An 18,978-nucleotide genomic window follows, 5' to 3' on the forward strand; every position below is an offset into this window, starting at 1 on the left:
ATAAGTAAGCGATAAAGATAATAAAACGAGGCGTAAAGCCCCGTTATACAGATTTGTACTAAGCGTTGATCTGCTTTTTAAATGCAGGTGCTGGTTTAAAACTAGGCTGATTGAACCCTGGGATTTCGATGTTCTCACCGGTTTGAGGATTACGCCCATTTTTAGCTAAGTGATAACGAAGTTCAAAGGTGCCGAATTGAGGTAAGTAAACCTTTTCGCCTTCAGCTAATGCTTTGTGAAGCTGAAAGAGGATCTGTTCTAATTGAGGCTTGGCTTGAGATTGTGTAATGCCAATGTCAGATGCCATGGTTTGTACAAGTTGCTTCTTATTCATAAAAATACTGCGATAAATAATTTAAAATTTTTTTGCGGGGGACGTTTATATCAGTTCTGTTGCACCATTCCTAGTTTTCTTAAAGCCAATTAATCTCTTAGTGGTCATCAGCTAGTTTAGTTGGTCTAAATTTATCCGTCTTTCGTAGTAACTTGTTAGTGGAAACCACTGTCTGTAACACAAGGTAGCTAAATTTTTGCCATACTAAATTAATGAATTCGAAGTAGGAGGGAGTGAATGAAAGCATTATGTTGTTTGCGTACTTATATACGTACTGGTTTCGCATTTACCTTTTTGTTGTCAGTTCTGTTGAGTTCGCCTGCCAAAGCCTCTCCTGAAAATAGTGCTACCTACAAAACTTTAGCCCAGCATGTGCTGTTGATTTCATTGGCTGAACCTTCGGTAAAGTGGCAAGATTATCTCGCTATTTTACAAGGGACAAGTGAAGCTGAAAAACTAGAATATATAGATAGAATTCAAGTTGATGTTGCCGGCTTTTGGCATCAACGACGAGTGGTATTACCCTATGATGGTTTGGCCGAAAATGCTTCAGTAAAACGTAAAACCTTTGCACTTGAGCCCAGCGTTGATGACTATTTAAGCGTGTTGAATCATATTAGGCGGTTAATGTGGCTAAACGCTCGACACGAGTGGACAAGTATCCAGCCTGGTGGTTTTTTACGACCTGGTGATAGCCACAAAACTATCAGCGAAATCTCGCAGCGTTTATGGCTTTTAGGGGATTTATCCTCTCGCTCAGAAACCCAACACATTTTTGATGACACAATCGCTATGGCTGTTGCGCGTTTTCAGACTCGCCACGGTTTAAAAGCGGATTCGGTTATTGGACCTAAAACCTTGTATTGGCTTAACCAAACACCTAAAGAGCGGGCTGAGCTACTTGCTTCAAACTTTGTCGATAAAACCAGTTATAAAAGTGATTTAGGTTCTCGATATTTATTGGTGAACATACCAGCCTTTGAAATGGTGTTAGTAAATGACGATCAAGTAGCATTGACCTCTAAAGTTATTGTCGGTCGTTCATATCGCAGAACGCCTGTGATGAAAGGGCAGATATCAAACATTGTGATAAACCCGACTTGGACGGTACCAAAAAAGTTAATGCGCCGAGATATATTACCTAAAGTCGCTGAAAACGGCAGCTATATAACCGATCGTCAGTTCGATGTATTTGATTTAACTGGCAGTAAAGTCAGCAAAACAGCACAAGAGTGGCAAGATGTTGTCACAACAGGCCCGTTTCCTTACCGCTTAGTTCAGCGCCCTGGAGAGATAAATGCGTTAGGGCGTTATAAGTTTCATTTTAAAAATGACTTGAATATCTACTTACATGACACACCAGATAAAGATTTGTTTGCGGAAGATAACCGCGCACTTTCATCTGGGTGTGTGCGCATTGAAAAAGTTCAAGAGCTTGCGGAGTGGTTTGCTACCAATGTCGTCATCGATAAGCGTACTTGGCAACGGATGCAAACTGATGGCAGTAAAACCCAGTGGTTTTCTTTATCGCAAACGGTTCCAATCCATTTAGTTTACTGGAACGCATGGGTTGATGAAGACAATTTAGCTCAGTATCGCAATGATATTTATCATTTGAATAACATTGATCAAACAATAGTGGCGAATAATTCATCATCTTTGTGACGTTACGCTTTTCTATAAGTGATTGACCTGATTACAACTTGCTAAGATGTACAAAAATTAAGCTGATTTTGTCGGCTTGATCGCTTGCTATTGCCTTTCTTTCCGTTTAACTTCACTTTCAGTTGTGTAAAAAACACACAGGTTTATATAATTAGAAAGTGGTGAGTTAATGTCTTTAGTTTGTCCTGCCCGTAGGCAAGTTTTGTTAGGTTTAAGTGGTGTTGCAGTCGCGTCAGTGTTTTCAACCCCCGCTCAAGCAAGTCGTTCAACCCAAGGTATTCGAGAGTTGAGTTTTTATAATCGTCACACTGGCGAGCGCGAACAAGGACAGTTCTGGGCTGAAGGTGAATACAACAAAGATACATTATCTTTATTCAGTCATGTTTTACGTGATCATAGGCAGAATCAAGCTGCGCCTATGGATAACCGTCTGTATGAGTTTGTTTATAATTTACAGCAAACATTAGGCAACACTGACGAAGTACATGTTATTTCTGGCTATCGGTCTCCGAAAACCAACAATATGTTAGCGTCCAAAAGTAATGGTGTTGCTAAAAAAAGCTATCATATGAAAGGCATGGCGATGGATCTTGCTATACCAGGTGTTGAGCTCAAAACCCTACGTGATGCTGCTCGTTCGTTAGAACTGGGTGGTGTAGGCTATTACCCTCGTTCTGGTTTTATTCATGTCGATTGCGGCCCAGTAAGAAGTTGGTAAAATTTCATTTCTGTCATTAACCTTCATCGGTGAACATTAACGCTTCATCAAGTGTTTCACGGGTTTGATTAAGTTATAAAGCTTAACTTGTTCAGTGACAGAGAGCTTAGTGAGTGATTGGTATGAAATAACTGCTAATCGCTTGTTGAGGTCAAGAAGCTGTGTTAAAATCCGCGCGCTTTGTTTAATTGAGTTATTTATTATTCAAGATATTATTCAAGCACGAGTTGTTATTGGTCGAAAATAACAACATCAATTTATTTTTTTTATTAAGTGAGAAACACATGTCTTACACTATTCAAGCTGAAATCCGTACTGAAATCGGGAAAGGTTCGAGCCGCCGCCTACGTCATGCGAATTTAGTTCCTGCTGTAATCTACGGTCCAGGTAAAGAGCCAATCTCAATCAAAATGGCTCAAAAAGATATCGTAAACATTCAATTGAATGACGATTTCTACACTACTGATTTAACTCTAGTTATCGATGGTAAAGAAGTTAAAGTACGTGTTCAAGCTATCCAACGTCACGCTTACAAGACGTTAGTTGAACATATTGACTTCAAATTTGCTTAATCGTTAATTTGAATGAAAAAAGCGCCTTTCGGCGCTTTTTTTATGTCTGATTATTGAGGCTAATTTTAATGGTTGGTTTTTTCTGGCTTTAAAGGCTTAAATACACTTTTTGTGACTTTAATTTCTAATCAACATTGAAGCTGTAATAGATATCTAATGATTGATTCAATGTTCCTGATACGGTTTCTAGATAAAGTTGCGATAAGATGTAATAGCGAACTGTCATCTCATAACCTGGATTAAACACCCCAATACCGTACTTGACCATTAAATCCTCGCCAATGTAGCCACTAATGGCCACACGGCCTTCATCGTTTGCATCAAGCTGTACGTTTGAAAAGCCAAACTTTTCAATTAACCCTGTTGCTGTCGAACCAATATTATTCATTGCTCCGCCACCAAATTGAGAGCCTAAGGTGAGAGCCGCGCCCATCATCAAGGCACTGTTTTGTTCATTACTGCCACTACTAAAACCTGCTCCAGTGACGATGTAAGATAAAATTTCAGCTTGCTCTTTTGCTGGGCTTGAGAATAGGGTAACAATAGGCCGCATGGCCGTACCTGTTACTCTGACACCCGCAGTTAGATCTTCATCTTTGATTTCTCGCACTGCTTCAATGTTCAAGTTTGGCACTTCGGTTGGGCCAGAGAACTGCACTTCACCCGTACTGATGGTGAGGGTTTGCCCCATGAACTTATATGTTCCTCGGCTCACTCTGATATCACCAAACAGCAGTGGTGGTTTAAAGGCTTGTTGCTGAAGTAACAATGTTCCGTTCAGCTTACCGCTTAAGCCCATTCCATCAATGGAGACTTCAGGGCCAACATTAATACTTAAATCCGACACGATTGCATAGGGGCTGACCTTTTGTTCTTGCTCCGAAATTGAATCGTTAAATACCACATCAGAGGAGACTGCCACACCACCTTCAGCTAGCTGAACGACGGTTATCTCACCCGTTGGAATACCGACATCCCCTTTGACTGCAAGTTGATTTTTATCGAATGTTACGTTTATATCCGGTGAGATATTCAAAATGGCAATCGGTGGCTGAATAAAGGCAAGCTTGTCACCTTTGACATTGATATCGCCACTGAACTGACCTTTTGGCCATGACAAAGAACCATCGATTTGTGCTTGACCTTGTCCCATAGTAAGACTGCCATCGAGCTCACCTTTTTGGCCCTTTAACTGCATTGCTAAGTTAATATCTTCAATCAATGTCGGGTTATCGGTAGAGGCTATAGCGCCTTTCTTTAATTCAATACTGCCTTGTCCGAGCGGGTTACTCAAACTCCCGACTAGCTGTAAATCAGCAGAGAAAAGCCCCTCTAAGGTTTCAAGTTTAGGAAAGAATCCACGCAGTGTGCCTACATTAAACTCACCGACATTTATAAAGCCTGATAAGTCTCTGCCTGGATCGGTGGATATTGAGATTTCACTATCGATATCAGCAATACCATTAGCTTCAACTAGCACACTACTTTTAAACTTATCTTCATCAATAAGTGCATTGAGTTTGATTAAGTCGTATTGAACACTGATGCGATCGCTCTCTGTTCGACTTAATTCAATGTTGCCATCAGCAAGGTTTAACTCAATATTGGCTTGTAACTTTTCTGTTTCAGACCAAGTGGCAACACCATTAAGGTCTGATAAACCAGTCCAGGATAGTCTTTGTGGCAACAGAGGTTTTAATAAAAGCCCTGGTTGACCATGGGCGTAGATATTGATATTTCCTTGATGACCAAATTGTCCGGTTTCTTTTAGACATAGTTGGCTGTGGGGGTGACTAATACAAAACGGGTTAACAGTCCCAATGCTATTGAGTTGATCCCAGCTTATTTCAACAGGGTGATCTGTTTGCCAAGTGCCTAATAAGTTGGTCACAGTTAAACTATTGACTTTAGTGTCAAATAACTGCTTTTGCTGATCAAACTCATTATCTATAACGGTATGAACCGCTAATTCGCCTTGAGTACTAAGCTCAAGGTGTTGCTGATTAAGGTTACCATTGGCACTTAACACTAGCTGTGATAAATCGACTTGTTGCCAAGTGAATTTATCATTAGTCATATTTAGTTTGAACTGATGTTGATTTAGCGGCAAATAATTGGCCGTAAGGTTTAAAAGCTCAACTTCCATATCAACATACTTAAAATCAACCACACGAGCACTGACATCGACTATTGGCTGCTGTTCATCGCCTGTGACATCAATTTTTGCATAGATTTCACCTTTAGCATCTGGCAACCATTGGCTGATATCGGGGACCGTAAGTTCGGCGTCGACATCCCAAAAAGCGTTGGCTTGGCCATTAACAATCAGCTCTGCTCCCAGGGCACTGGCATGAAGATCATGTGCATTAATTGCCAGTAAATGATTAAACTCGATATTGCCACTGACGGTGAGTGGAAAATCATTTAACGAACCATTGAGATCTGCGTCAGCAACATTGATTTCCCAGCTATCATCACCAATGGTACCTTTGGTAGCAAGCTTGCCATTAATGTCACTGGCAAGATTGGTTAGCTGGTATAAATAGCTGACTTTTTCTAGCTGTAGGTTTTCAGTTTCTAGCTCTGCTTGCCAGCTCAAGTCATCGGCAAAACTGACTAAACCATTGCCTTTGATATTGCCTGCTTCAGATTCAACTTTAATATGTGAAACAGTAAGTTGTTCTTGGCCATAACTAATATTGGTATCAACATCTAACAGTGGATGAAATGGGCTTAATAGCTCGGCTGTAAAAATCACTGATTGATTATCGATGTCACCTTTACTGGTGAGCTTATCGACTTTGGCGAAGTACTCAGGTTTATTAAGAGGCCATTTAAGATCAGCCTTGGCGACTTCTAACTGATAACTCATTTCAGGCTTACTGAGTGCAATGAGCGCTTCAAAGTCGATATTGATATCACCAGCAGCGGATGCTTTTACTGCTAAGTCATCAAAACCATTTTCTGCCTGTATCAACAGTGTTTGGTTGGTTAAATGGGGAATTTCAGCGACGTTATGCAGATTAAACTCTGCATCAATCGTCATAGGGTAATCGTCGTTTAAACTGATGTCGCCAATAAGCTGTGCGTCACCATATTGATGAGTGACTTGTAATTGTTGAACATCAATAAAGTACTCAACATAACTGCCTTTTAAGGCAATATGGTCAAACTTATCTTCACGCTCGCCTAATAGCATTACGCTATCGGTAGTTATCAGTTCATCGACATAGATGGGGAAGGTCATGTAAACCGCTGGCAAGTTTGCCATTGCCCATTCATCCAGTTCTTTTGTGCCGGTATTAGCTTGTGTGTCTGTACTGGCTTGAACGTCAGATCCATCTTCTGAATCGCCAAGCGGAATATCAACAAGTAAGTCTTTACTATGTAGGTAACTGACTCGTAGACCACTTTTATTCCACAGCGCCTTACCTTGCAGACGTGATGCGTTGTAGCGCATATCATTGACGCTAACTTTAACGTTACTTAAATCCAGCTCATTTAGACCTATTATCACAGGTAAAATGAGAGGTGATGGGGCTTCATCTATTTCTTCAATTTCAGCTGTATCTGCTGTTTCACTCTCATTTTTATTGTCACTATTATTGTCAGTGTCTGCAGTGAGTGGTTTATCTTTTAATTCATCAATTGGGTCATCATCAAACTCATCGGTGGCGACGCGGACTTTTACATCGCTGGCAATCAGGGTGTCGACACAAATTTGTTTATTGAATAAACAAGTTGGCACCCAAGAGAGCGATAAATTTTCAACTTCAACAGCCACTCCGTTCATCGACCAACTGGCATAATCAAATTCTAATTTTCGGTTAATCGTCCCAGAGCGAAAGTCGAGTTCAAGGTTGGGCACAAATTGGTTGGCGAGTAGCACACTAATTCGGGCACCAATGGGAGTACCGATTAGCACTGCGACTATGATAAGAATCAGCAATGGAATGTAGATTAATACTCTGGTGGAAAGCTTAAAAGCGCCCCAACATTGCATTAAAGTCGACTTTGGCGGTTTAGCCGGAGGGATATGACCGTTAGTCGAGTGGGTATTATTTTGTTGTGGGGGTGATTGTTCTGTCATTACAATTCAGTCCCCATGGTTAAGTGAATACGCCAAGAACGATCGATTGTTTCCGTTTCTTTCAAGCCGACACCGACATCAAGTTTAATCGGGCCAATAGGGGATATCCAATGGATACCACTACCTACAGATACCACAGGTTCAAACTGCTCAGTATCAAATGCGTTACCCGCATCAACAAAGGTGGCTACACGCCAAGTATCATTTAAGTAATATTGATATTCAAAACTGCCGACTATCAAGTAACGTCCACCGACCACCTGGCGGGAGATCCCACCTTCGGAGTTAACATACTCAATGTAGGGACCGAGCTCTTGATAACCATAACCACGAATGGATTGATCACCACCAGTAAAATAGCGAAGTGATGGCGAAATTTGATCTATTTGGTCGCTATCAGCAATGTTGGCCCCTAAATCTAAGCGGCTAACAAATCGGTGACGGTCGAAGAAGGTATCAATCCATTTAAACTTAGCTTCTAACTTAGTTAAACGGATCTCTGAACCTAAATTAGGGTCGCCATATTCAACGCTGTATATTTGTCTAAAGCCTGATTTAGGGTCAAGGGTGTTATCGCCACGAGTTGTTTTGCCAATACCGAAACCAGCTAAAATAAATTGGGGGTCGTAATCGATATCTGATTGATTATAAAATTCTTGGTTAAATTCTAGGGAGTAACCAAATAGCCAACCACTGTCTAATCTTTGTTGCCTAATCACCCCTAATAAACGTTTTTCAGATTCAAGCTGCCCTGTGTAATCAAAGTTACGGTCATCTTCGTTATAGTCTTGGGTTACCCCGTATTTATCACGTAACAACCCGATACGGAGTTTAAGTTGATCGTCTAAAGGGTGAGACAAAGGAATGGTGTAAGTGGTTAGGAACTTAGGTCTATCAGTTGACCATTCCACGGTGGTTTCTTGAGTGTGACCATAGCTATTGATTTGTGGCATACGCCAAGTAAGCCTAACCCGAGGATCAACAGTGTTTTCGGCATTAGTCCCAATATCGGCGCCTAAACCGACTTCAAAAGAGTGGGTCGGACGCGGGGCTAAATCAACTTTAATCGGTACTTCAGTGTCCGACATCCCATCGACTTGAGGCAGTACTTTGATGCTACTGAAATAGCCTGTGTCGATTAAGTTGCGGTTAAGACGATTTAATCGTGAGGTGGAATATTTGGCATTCGGCTTAAAGGGGATAAGTTTCTCTAATAACTCGTCATTCACCGTTTGTCCTGAAAACTCAACCTCTCCGATTAAGTAACGATTCCCAGACTCAAAGTCGATATGAATTTTAGCAGTATTAAGATCGCGGTTAACTTCTATTTCAGAGCGAGCAAAAGTCGCATCAAAGTAACCCCTAGCTAATGCTAAGGTCACCAGTTGAGATTTCAAGTCTGAATATACGCCATGATTCAAGGTGTCACCAGGCTTAATGGTCAGCTGATTGAGCCAGCGATTAAAACTGTTGTCATCTATCATTTCATCACTGAATTTAATGTCGATCCATTCAATAATGGTAGGCTCACCTTCATCAATGGTGACATTCAGTGTCCAAGGCCCTTTTTCAGCTTCAGTGACTTCAATGTCTACTTTGGCATGGTAATGCCCCATAGATTCTAATGCCGCAGTGACACTGTCTTCGACGGTAAATAAGAATGCGCGGCGCTGGACTGCTGAGGTTGGACTGTCACCTAAATGAGCACGAATATTCTTGGTCAATCTTTCAGAAGCGCCGGTCAATTTGATATTTAGCCAATCATCTTTTGCCCAAGCGAAATTTGATGCCAACGAAACGAAGGCAACGCACACTACAAGGCAAAATTTAAACGATTTGGATAACAATGAATGAATGCTTATCAACGACTGATGACTTTAACCTATTGTCGCCAGAATAGTGCAAACAGGCAAGGTTATGATTGAAATTACCGCCTGAAATGGTTACAAAGATACAAACCGATCAAGGACTTGCTTAAAATGAAAACAATATCGCTCGCTTTTGCTGTTTCAATGACATTATTCTCTGGTTTGTCTTTTGCTAATAGTGACAAACCATTTGCTATCGCCATACATGGTGGCGCTGGCACAATCAAACAATCTAGCTTTACCCCTGAACAAGAAAAAGCTTATCGCGCTAAGTTAAAAGAAGCCGTAGATGCGGGTTATGTGGTGCTTGAAAAAGGCGGTTCTAGTTTAAAAGCGGTGACAACTGCGATTAATGTACTGGAAAATTCACCGTATTTTAATGCAGGTATAGGCGCTGTATATACCCATAATGAAGAGCATGAAATGGATGCTTCAATCATGGATGGTAACACCATGAATGCGGGCGCCGTTGCCGGTGTAAAGCACATTAAAAACCCAATTGATTTAGCACGACTGGTTATGGATGAGTCAGTTCATGTGATGCTATACGGACAAGGCGCTGAAGAGTTTGCCTTGACTCAAGGTGTGCCATTGGTTGCCAATGAAACCTTTAACACTCAAAAGCGTTATGAAGGACTGCAGCGAGCAAAAGCGAAAATGGCTGAAGCTAAAAGCAGTGCGGATTATCAAGCAGCGCATCAACAATTAGATACAGAGTATAAAGTGGGTACGGTAGGCGCTGTAGCACTTGATAAACAAGGTAATATTAGCGCAGGAACCTCTACAGGTGGCATGACTAATAAGCGTTATGGCCGTATTGGTGATGCGCCTGTTATTGGCGCTGGCACCTATGCTGAAAATGGCGTGTGTGCAGTCTCTGCAACAGGTCATGGTGAGTACTTCATTCGTTATCAAGTCGCAGGCGATATTTGCGCTAAGGTGAAATACCAACAGAAATCAATCATTCAAGCCGCTGATGAAGTCATTAACCAACGTTTAATTACCGCTGGTGGCACAGGTGGAGTTATTGCTATTGACCATCGCGGTAATATTGCCACGCCATTCAATACCGAAGGCATGTATCGTGCGACACGTAAAAGTGGGGAACCTGCCCAAGTGATGATTTGGCGAGATAAGTAACTCTTGTTGGAGCTAGCCACGAAATCAGCTAGCACTTGCGAAAATGTTAAAGCATCAGTTATCTGATGCTTTTTTATTGTTCATAAATCATTGTCGGGGCAATGAGGCAAGTGATTAGATAAGAGTGAATAAAGCGAATATCACAATCTGTTAATTCAATCATCGCTTTATTAGGATTTTGACTACACTGAATAAGAAGACCAAAAATAATACTAGGGTCATGTTGTTAGCGCAGATGAAGTTCTTAAGGGGTAAATTATGGATTCAATAAAAATTTCTGAATATATGGACCGTCAACCAGTGCTATTAAAAGCCAATATGTCATTGGCAACAGCGGTTGAGCATCTATTAACCAAGAATAAGGCTGGGGCAGCAGTGGTTGATAATGACGGTTCCTTGGTGGGTTTTTTGTCTCAGCAAGATTGTTTGTCAGTTATGCTTAAAAGTAGCTATCACTGTGATATGACTGAAACCGTCAAAGATTGCATGAAAACTGATGTACTGACAGCAACACCCGATGGCAGTATTTTACAGTTAGCTGAACAAATGCTTGGGGCAAAACCGAAAATTTATCCTGTGGTAGAAGGGAATAAAGTTATCGGCACGATTAATCGAACCGATGTGCTAAAAGCAATGAATATCTATATGCAGCAGTGTTATTTAACCCCAGCTTAAGTTTTATGGCTTCAAGATAAGCTTAAGTTTACGCCTTTGTTTACTTCAAACTAATACCATTCAGTCTAGTTCCTTGCTAGGATCGCAGTTTTTGAAATACTTGCTAGGAATTAGATTTGAATTCGGACCAACACCCGCTCTCTAAAGCATACCTAAACTCTTGTTATCAAACCGATGCGGCTAGAATCCGTCGTCGTTTGTATCAATTAAATAAAGAGCCTCAGTCTGAAAAGAAAGATCAAAACTTAGCCAAGTTAACCGAACAAGCCACCAAGGCTTATGAGAAGGCGCAGCTAAGGCTGAAAAACCGCCCTCAAGTCACTTATCCAGATGCCTTACCAGTATCGCAAAAACGTGATGATATCGCTGAGGCTATTGCTAATAATCAAGTGGTTATCGTGGCTGGTGAAACCGGCTCGGGTAAAACCACTCAATTACCAAAGATTTGTTTAGAGTTAGGCTTAGGCACCCGTGGCTTAATTGGACACACTCAGCCTAGGCGTCTTGCTGCCCGCAGCGTCGCTAATCGCGTTGCAGAAGAAATCAATAGCCCGTTAGGCGAGGTGGTTGGTTTTAAGGTGCGTTTTGCTGATTCTATCAGTCAAGATAGCTACGTTAAGTTAATGACTGACGGTATTTTGCTGGCCGAGTTGACCTCAGATAAATTCTTAAATCAGTATGACGCTATCATCATTGATGAAGCCCATGAGCGTAGCCTAAACATTGATTTTATTTTAGGTTACCTTAAGCAAGTGCTTAAGAAGCGCCCTGATTTAAAAGTCATCATTACCTCTGCAACTATTGATGTTGATCGATTTTCAAAACACTTTAATAATGCGCCTGTAATTGAAGTCTCCGGCCGTACTTTCCCTGTCGAAACTCGCTACCGTCCATTGGTACGCGACACAGATGCTGACTTAGATGTTAGCGACGGTATTTTTTCTGCGGTTGATGAGCTCATTGCAGAAGGTCCCGGCGATATTTTGATTTTCATGAACGGTGAGCGAGAAATTCGTGATACCGCTGAAATGTTACGTAAACAAAAATATCGTGATACTGAAATTTTGCCTTTGTATGCGCGTCTATCCTATGGCGAGCAGTCAAAAGTGTTTAAAAGCCATATCGGCCGCAGAATCGTGCTGGCAACTAACGTTGCTGAAACATCATTGACGGTACCTGGCATTCGTTATGTTATTGACCCTGGTACTGCGCGTATTAGCCGCTATAGTTATCGTACTAAAGTGCAGCGTTTACCGATTGAGCCAATTTCACAAGCCAGTGCGAACCAGCGTCAAGGTCGTTGTGGTCGTGTTGGTCCTGGTATCTGTATTCGCCTATATGATGAAACAGATTTTATTCAGCGTCCTGAGTTTACCGATCCTGAAATCCTTCGTACTAACTTAGCCTCTGTTATTTTGCAGATGTTAGCGATTGGTTTGGGCGACATTGCGGGTTTCCCGTTTATTCAGCCGCCAGAGCAAAAACATATTCGCGATGGTTTCCTATTGCTTGAAGAGTTACAAGCGGTCAAACAGAAACGTAAAGAGTTAGTCCTCACAAATTTAGGCCGTAACTTAGCCAAAATTCCGTTAGATCCACGCCTAGCTCGAATGGTGCTTGAAGCAAAAGATATGAGCTGTTTACATGAGGTGATGGTGATTGCCTCTGGTTTATCTATTCAAGATCCTCGTGAACGACCGATTGAAAAGAAACAAGCTGCTGATGAATGCCATCGCCGTTATGCCGATAAAGATTCGGACTTTGTCAGTTGGGTTAATCTTTGGAATTATTTAAAAGATCAGAAAAGCGAGCTGTCAGCTAGCCAATTCAGAAAGCAATGTCGTGATGAGTATTTAGCTTATTTGCGGGTGCGTGAATGGCAAGATTTATATACTCAAATTAAGCAAGCTGTACACGACTTAAAATGGCGTTTAAATGATACCGCAGCAAGCTATGACAATTTACATAAAGCCTTGTTATCAGGTCTGTTAAGCCATATTGGTTTTAAAGATGCAAATAACGAGTACTTAGGTGCACGTAACCGTAAATTCTTTGTGTTTCCTGGCTCGCCATTGGCGAAGAAAGGGCCTAAATGGATTATGGCGGCGGAGCTAACTGAAACTTCACGCTTGTTTGCCCGTTGCTGCGCCAAAATTCAACCTGAGTGGTTAGAACCATTAGCGGCGCATTTGATTAAAAAGAATCATCTAGAACCGCACTTTGAAGCCAAGCCTGCCAGTGTTATCGCGTTTGAAAACCAAGTGCTGTATGGATTAACTGTGGTGAATCGCCGTCGTGTGCAATACGGGCCAATTGATCCGGTTGAATCACGTGAAATTTTTATTCGCAGTGCATTGGCTGAAGGCCAGTTACAGACTAAAGAACCTTTCTTTATTAAAAACCAGCAACTGTTGAATGATATTGAAACGCTAGAGCATAAGTCACGTCGCCGCGATATTTTGGTGGATGAACAAGTCTTAGTCGATTTTTACGAGCCGATAGTGCCGCAAGGTATTTATAACGCGCCACTGTTTTTTAAATGGTGGAAAGAAGCGCGTAAACAGCAGCCTGAGTTATTGGACTTCAATCAAGAGCTGTTAATGCAGCGCAGTGCTGATCATATCTCAGCACTAGATTTCCCGGAAGTGTGGCATAAGGCTAATTTAGGGCTGAAAGTGAGTTATCACTTTGAACCAGCTGCACAAGATGACGGTGTATCAATTCACATTCCTGTGGCTTTGATTAACCAAATCGACACTGATGATTTTGATTGGTTAGTGCCAGGGCTAAGAGAAGAAAAGGTCGTTGCGCTAATTAAGTCATTACCGAAAAACTTACGCCGTAATTTTGTACCAGCCCCTGATTACGCCCGCGCTTGTGTGCAAGCGATGGAGCCGTTTTCAATGCCGCTGCTTGATGCAATGTGTAAGCAGTTACTTCGTATGACAGGTACTCGTATCAGTGGTGATGATTTCGATTTAACTCAGTTAAGCGCTCACTTAGCAATTAACTTTAAAATCGAAGATGATAAACATCGTCTTGTAGATCAAGGGCGTGATTTAGATACTCTTAAAGATAAATTACAAGGCGTTGTGGCAAAAGCAATTCGTAACGTGGCGGAAGATGGTATTGAGAAAAAGCAAATCACCACTTGGTCATTTGGTGATTTACCTAAGCAATATCAAAAGCGCAAAGGCAACTACGAAGTTAAAGCCTATCCAGCATTAATTGATGAGAAGGACCAAGTATCGATTAAGTTGTTTGATGATGAATTTGAAGCTGAGCGTCAACATCGTATTGGTTTACGTCGATTATTACTGATTAATATTCCGTCTCCGGTGAAACACTTACAAAAGGCGTTACCGAATAAAGCTAAGCTTGCGATGTATTTCAATCCATTTGGGCAAGTTCAACTCTTAATTGATGACATTATTTCGGCTTCTGTTCAGCAATTGTTGGATGAGAAAAAGTTAGATGTCCGTAATGAAGCGCAATTTGAGCAAGCTAAAGATTGGGTAAGACAGGAACTGAATACTTACGCTGAACAAATTTCGTTGCAAGTAGAGCAAGTGTTGACGATTTACCAACGTATTAAAAAGCGTTTAAAAGGTAAAATTAGTTTAGATATTGCTTTTGCAATGAGTGATATTAATAACCAACTCGATAAACTGGTGTTTAAAGGTTTTGTTGAGCATTGTGGCTGGAGTCGATTAGCTGATGTGGGTCGTTATTTAAAAGCCATCGAAAACCGCTTAGATAAATTACCTGTTGATCCAACCCGCGACAGATTGCATATGCAAAGCATTGCGAAAGTGAGCGACTTACTCGCATCTCAACTCGCTAAGGTGCCTAAAATGCAACCTGTACCTGAGTCTCTAGTTGAAGCTCGCTGGATGATAGAAGAGTATCGCGTATCTTGTTTTGCTCAAGTGTTAGGTACGGCATATCCCATCTCTGAAAAAAGAATTGTGATGCACATAAATCAAGTTTAACCAGTCAGTGATTTATCACCTAAATGACAATTAAGCGAGTAATAGTCTGGACGATATTATTCGCTTTTTATTATCTGAAACAAAAAGACCTGTTGTTAGTAGATTGTGTGGTGAGATGGTTGAATGTGACATAAATATGCTGTTTTCGTGATCCTTTTTGTAAGACTTACAGTTTTACCCTGCTAAAAAGCACTATAAAACGAGTTATTTACAAAAATCACATACATTTCTGAAAGTTTTTTGTAATTATTGGTGGGATTGAAACTATATGCTTGGTATAATCAAAACCAAGAAGTAATGATGGCTACTGCTTCTCTGTAAAGGAAAATGTCACCCCCTATATAATAGACATTCCTTACCCCCTACAAAACGACCTTAGGTTGATAGGAGTTACTATGGAAGTTCATGAATACGAAAATGCTTATTATCAAGTAAAAGATGACGTTCTAGAGTCACTACCTACTGAAGAAGAATAAGTAGATTGAACTAATACTATTAGCTCTTTCTCAAGCATAAAAAAAGCAGCCTTAGCTGCTTTTTTTATGCTTCAAATTTGGTGGTTATTCACAGTGATTAGTCTGAGGTGTGATTGTTGAACGCATCGTGAGACAAGGGCTACATGAGTAGATACTTCAATAAAAATCACATCTTAACGCTTTTTGCCGTCACAAATCGCGATGTTCAAGCGAGCTGATGCTATAAATCAATTCGACCTTTCTCTGTTAACACTTCAACAATCGTCCAACGTTTACCATTTTTGACGAGTTTAATCGTGCGATCGTCCACCCAAGGGCTACCGCCTCGTAATCCTTCAACCTTGACCTTTACATCAACTTCATCGGTAAACTTACGAAAGAAATCAATATCGATATCATCAATACTCATTTCAACGTCAGTCATAGAAAGGCCCAATACATGGCGTTGTACAGCTGATGCAATATGGTAATGGGACATAATATCCTGCAGTTCAGGACTTACGAACACCTTGGCTTTCTCTACATCTCGATCGACATAAATGGCAGTAAAGAAGCCTATGGAAACTTGTTCAGGGCTTAATGCTTTTTCTAGGCGTCCCTGCTGACTTTCTTCTGCTGGACTGCAAGCTGTCATAATTAACACACTAAAGATGGCAAAAATTTTATGCATAATAGTTAGATTTTTTATGGTGATAAGTCAGTATCTCTATTTCATTGCATAGACACAAGTTTCGAAGAGTTATTTGCAGTTTTTGTATAAAGATCTTGACTGTAAATGGGACTCGTGGCATATCTTAATATATAGTCTAAAATTAGTGTTATTAACTATTCCGAGCTTGCTTCTAGAGTTTGGTGGATAACTTTGGGTTATCCACAAAATCTGTGGACAACTTTGTTGAATACTATTAGCCTTGTCTATAAGTTAATGATAATTAATGTTTTATAGTGCTGGTTAAAAAGTGACACCCCTTATTTGTCTTGTGTAAATTTCTATTTTTATCTCAATATTTATGCTTTTTTCTTGTGTATATCCCTTGCAATTCACTCAAAACTACTTTCTTAAAATCCATTATTAATACAGTTTAATAAGGTGATCTTAGTCTCAGCTTATAAGAATGACTTTTTGTCGAATGACTCCAACCAGATATGCAGCTATATAAAGAATTTATATTGAGTTAAGCCAACAGATAAACATAAAAAAAGCACTTTCGCATACCAGCGAAAGTGCTTTTTAATTTCCCAAAGTTTAGGAAAGAAAGCTTAATTAAGACTGTTCGTTTTGAGCCGCTTGAATCGCAGTTAACGCAATTGTGTAAACAATATCATCAACTAAAGCGCCGCGTGATAAATCGTTAACAGGCTTACGCATACCTTGCAGCATTGGGCCAATACTAATGAGGTCAGCACTTCGTTGAACCGCTTTGTATGTAGTATTACCTGTATTTAAGTCAGGGAATACAAATACAGTCGCTTTACCAGCTACAGGGCTGTCAGGTGCTTTAGAGCGAGCGACGTTTTCCATTACCGCTGCATCGTATTGCAAAGGACCGTCGATGACTAAATCAGGACGCTTCTCTTTAGCGATTCGAGTTGCTTCACGTACTTTATCAACATCAGAACCCGTACCAGATGTACCCGTAGAGTAACTGATCATCGCCACACGTGGCTCAATACCAAATGCCGCTGCAGATTCAGCTGATTGAATTGCAATATCAGCCAGTTGTTCTGGGTTTGGATCTGGGTTAATTGCACAATCTCCGTAAACCAGTACTTGATCAGGCATCAACATAAAGAAGATAGAAGATACTAAGCTTGAACCTGGTGCTGTCTTAATTAACTGTAGTGGAGGACGAATCGTATTAGCTGTAGTGTTAACTGCGCCAGATACAATGCCGTCGACTTCGTCTTTAGCTAACATCATGGTACCTAATACCATGTTGTCTTCCAGTTGCTCTTTTGCAACGACTTCAGTTAGGCCTTTATGACGACGTAAATCTAGCATGCCTTCAACATAGCGACCACGAGCTTGCAGTGGGTCAATAATTTGTACGCCTTCACCTAAAACAACATCTTGTGATGCTGCAATACGCTGGATTTCTTCAACATTACCCAGAAGGACACAACGAGCAATACCACGGTCAGCACAAATAGAAGCCGCTTTAATGGTTCTTGGCTCTTCACCTTCAGGCAATACAATGGTTTTCTTGGCAGCGCGAGCAAGCTCAGTCAGTTTGTATCTGAAAGCGGGTGGTGATAAACGGTGCTCACGAGGCGAGTTTTGCGTCACGCTTTCAATCCAGCTTTGGTCAATATGACTTGCGACAAACTCTTGAACGCTATCAATTCGAACTGAGTCATCTACTGGGACTTCATGGTCAAAACGTTGAATGTTTAATGACGTTTGCCAAGTGTTACTATCGATTAAGAATACAGGCAAGCCTGTTTCAAAAGCCCGTTCACATAACGCCATGATTTCAGGCTCGGGCTCGTAACCACCAGTCAGCAATAAGGCACCAATTTTTACCCCGTTCATTGCAGCAAGACAGGCAGAAACAATCACGTCAGAGCGATCGCCTGAAGTCACTAGCAAAGAATTAGTGCGAATATGAGTGACCATATTCGGAATACTACGTGCACAGAAGGTCACTTTACGCAGACGACGAGTATTCATTTCACCAGCATTGATGATTTTAGCGTTGAGATGCTTAGCTAAATCAGATGCGCGTGGTGAGACTAAATCAAGGTTATAAGGCACACTACCTAGTATACGCAGCGGACTTTTACCTGGAAGTTGGAACATCGCAGAGGTATCGTTGCTAGATATTTCTGCATGATCAAATACTTCTGATAAATCAGGGCGAGCACGACCTTCATCGTCAACAGGTGCGCCAATCTTATTGATGATTGAACCAATAAGACGTTTGTTTTTATGGCCGCCCCAAGAGTTGTAAGCGATTTCTAGACGGTTCATTAGCCCGTTAGGCGAATCGTTACCTGGCGTTGCGATGAAAATCACATCAGCATCAAGTGCTTTAGCGATTTCAAAGTTGATGTCGTCAGAGAATGGGTGTGTGCGAGTTGGCACTAAACCTTCGATAACAATCGTTTCGGTATTTGCGGCACATTCGCTAGCGCGAGCAATAATTTGCTCCATTAACACGTCAATTTGCTCAGAACGAATCAGGTTTTCAGCATGTTCCATTGAAAATGGTTCAAGCGGGTTAACAGTCGGTGAATGACTTAAAATTGTCGTTGAACGCTCAGGGCCGTTATCACCATTGCGAATTTGTGCAATCGGTTTGAAGAACTGTACTTTAACGCCTTTGCGCTCAAGCGCGCGTACCATCCCAAGACTCAGTGAGGTTAAACCTACACCTGTTCCAATTGGGATTAACATAATATTACGAGACATAGAGACCTCTATAAATAGCGTAAGTAAAGCCCGCTA

Annotated in this window: 11 protein-coding genes; 6 read left to right on the plus strand and 5 right to left on the minus strand. The window is 41.1% G+C overall.

The window, feature by feature from the left end:
• Positions 1–58: 58 nt before the first annotated feature.
• Positions 59–334 carry an HU family DNA-binding protein gene (locus FNZ24_RS16540; RefSeq protein WP_153915947.1) on the minus strand — a complete coding sequence of 92 codons (276 nt, stop codon included), beginning with the start codon at positions 332–334 and terminating at the stop codon, positions 59–61.
• Between the two features lie 237 nt (positions 335–571).
• On the opposite strand from FNZ24_RS16540, the gene FNZ24_RS16545 reads away from it, so the two are divergent.
• The 3 genes from FNZ24_RS16545 to rplY all read left to right on the plus strand — a co-directional run bounded on the left by FNZ24_RS16545 (position 572) and on the right by rplY (position 3,289).
• Positions 572–1,999: a L,D-transpeptidase family protein gene (locus tag FNZ24_RS16545; protein ID WP_153915948.1), complete on the plus strand. Its 1,428-nt coding sequence runs from the start codon at positions 572–574 to the stop codon at positions 1,997–1,999.
• Between the two features lie 169 nt (positions 2,000–2,168).
• Positions 2,169–2,717: a DUF882 domain-containing protein gene (locus FNZ24_RS16550; protein WP_153915949.1), complete on the plus strand. Its 549-nt coding sequence runs from the start codon at positions 2,169–2,171 to the stop codon at positions 2,715–2,717.
• 284 nt (positions 2,718–3,001) lie between these two features.
• A complete protein-coding gene (gene rplY / locus FNZ24_RS16555) occupies positions 3,002–3,289 on the plus strand; it encodes a 50S ribosomal protein L25 (protein WP_153915950.1) in 288 nt (95 codons plus the stop codon).
• Positions 3,290–3,413: 124 nt separating this feature from the next.
• Here the strand turns inward: rplY and FNZ24_RS16560 are convergent, their stop codons facing one another.
• Positions 3,414–7,379: a translocation/assembly module TamB domain-containing protein gene (locus tag FNZ24_RS16560; RefSeq protein WP_153915951.1), complete on the minus strand. Its 3,966-nt coding sequence runs from the start codon at positions 7,377–7,379 to the stop codon at positions 3,414–3,416.
• Complete coding sequence (locus FNZ24_RS16565; protein ID WP_228768520.1) at positions 7,379–9,172, minus strand: autotransporter assembly complex protein TamA; 1,794 nt, start codon at positions 9,170–9,172, stop codon at positions 7,379–7,381. The genes FNZ24_RS16560 and FNZ24_RS16565 overlap by 1 nt, the downstream gene beginning before the upstream one ends.
• A gap of 219 nt (positions 9,173–9,391) precedes the next feature.
• Here FNZ24_RS16565 and FNZ24_RS16570 point away from each other — a divergent pair, with 219 nt between their 5' ends.
• The 3 genes from FNZ24_RS16570 (at position 9,392) to hrpA (ending at position 15,054) form a co-directional block, all read left to right on the plus strand.
• Positions 9,392–10,387 (plus strand): isoaspartyl peptidase/L-asparaginase family protein, encoded by a 996-nt coding sequence (locus FNZ24_RS16570; protein ID WP_228768523.1) that lies wholly within the window; start codon positions 9,392–9,394, stop codon positions 10,385–10,387.
• Between the two features lie 258 nt (positions 10,388–10,645).
• Positions 10,646–11,062 (plus strand): CBS domain-containing protein, encoded by a 417-nt coding sequence (locus FNZ24_RS16575; protein ID WP_153915954.1) that lies wholly within the window; start codon positions 10,646–10,648, stop codon positions 11,060–11,062.
• A gap of 116 nt (positions 11,063–11,178) precedes the next feature.
• Positions 11,179–15,054, plus strand: coding sequence for an ATP-dependent RNA helicase HrpA (gene hrpA, locus FNZ24_RS16580; RefSeq protein ID WP_153915955.1), 3,876 nt, complete (start codon positions 11,179–11,181; stop codon positions 15,052–15,054).
• A 696-nt stretch (positions 15,055–15,750) separates the two neighbouring features.
• On the opposite strand, the gene FNZ24_RS16590 is transcribed toward hrpA, so the two are convergent.
• On the minus strand, positions 15,751–16,164 hold the full coding sequence (locus tag FNZ24_RS16590; RefSeq protein WP_228768521.1) for a hypothetical protein: 414 nt from the start codon (positions 16,162–16,164) through the stop codon (positions 15,751–15,753).
• A 630-nt stretch (positions 16,165–16,794) separates the two neighbouring features.
• Positions 16,795–18,942 carry a phosphate acetyltransferase gene (gene pta / locus FNZ24_RS16595; protein ID WP_153915957.1) on the minus strand — a complete coding sequence of 716 codons (2,148 nt, stop codon included), beginning with the start codon at positions 18,940–18,942 and terminating at the stop codon, positions 16,795–16,797.
• Between the last annotated feature and the right edge of the window lie 36 nt (positions 18,943–18,978).

It is taken from the genome of Shewanella sp. TC10 (assembly GCF_009663145.1).
In the GTDB taxonomy this organism is placed as follows: domain Bacteria; phylum Pseudomonadota; class Gammaproteobacteria; order Enterobacterales; family Shewanellaceae; genus Shewanella.

Bases quoted from the DNA above. Each gene is read 5' to 3' on its own strand.
- FNZ24_RS16540 (WP_153915947.1), bottom strand. From the start codon at position 334: ATGAATAAGAAGCAACTTGTACAAACCATGGCATCTGACATTGGCATT.
- FNZ24_RS16545 (WP_153915948.1), top strand. From the start codon at position 572: ATGAAAGCATTATGTTGTTTGCGTACTTATATACGTACTGGTTTCGCA.
- FNZ24_RS16550 (WP_153915949.1), top strand. From the start codon at position 2,169: ATGTCTTTAGTTTGTCCTGCCCGTAGGCAAGTTTTGTTAGGTTTAAGT.
- rplY (WP_153915950.1), top strand. From the start codon at position 3,002: ATGTCTTACACTATTCAAGCTGAAATCCGTACTGAAATCGGGAAAGGT.
- FNZ24_RS16560 (WP_153915951.1), bottom strand. From the start codon at position 7,379: ATGACAGAACAATCACCCCCACAACAAAATAATACCCACTCGACTAAC.
- FNZ24_RS16570 (WP_228768523.1), top strand. From the start codon at position 9,392: ATGACATTATTCTCTGGTTTGTCTTTTGCTAATAGTGACAAACCATTT.
- FNZ24_RS16575 (WP_153915954.1), top strand. From the start codon at position 10,646: ATGGATTCAATAAAAATTTCTGAATATATGGACCGTCAACCAGTGCTA.
- FNZ24_RS16590 (WP_228768521.1), bottom strand. From the start codon at position 16,164: ATGACAGCTTGCAGTCCAGCAGAAGAAAGTCAGCAGGGACGCCTAGAA.
- pta (WP_153915957.1), bottom strand. From the start codon at position 18,942: ATGTCTCGTAATATTATGTTAATCCCAATTGGAACAGGTGTAGGTTTA.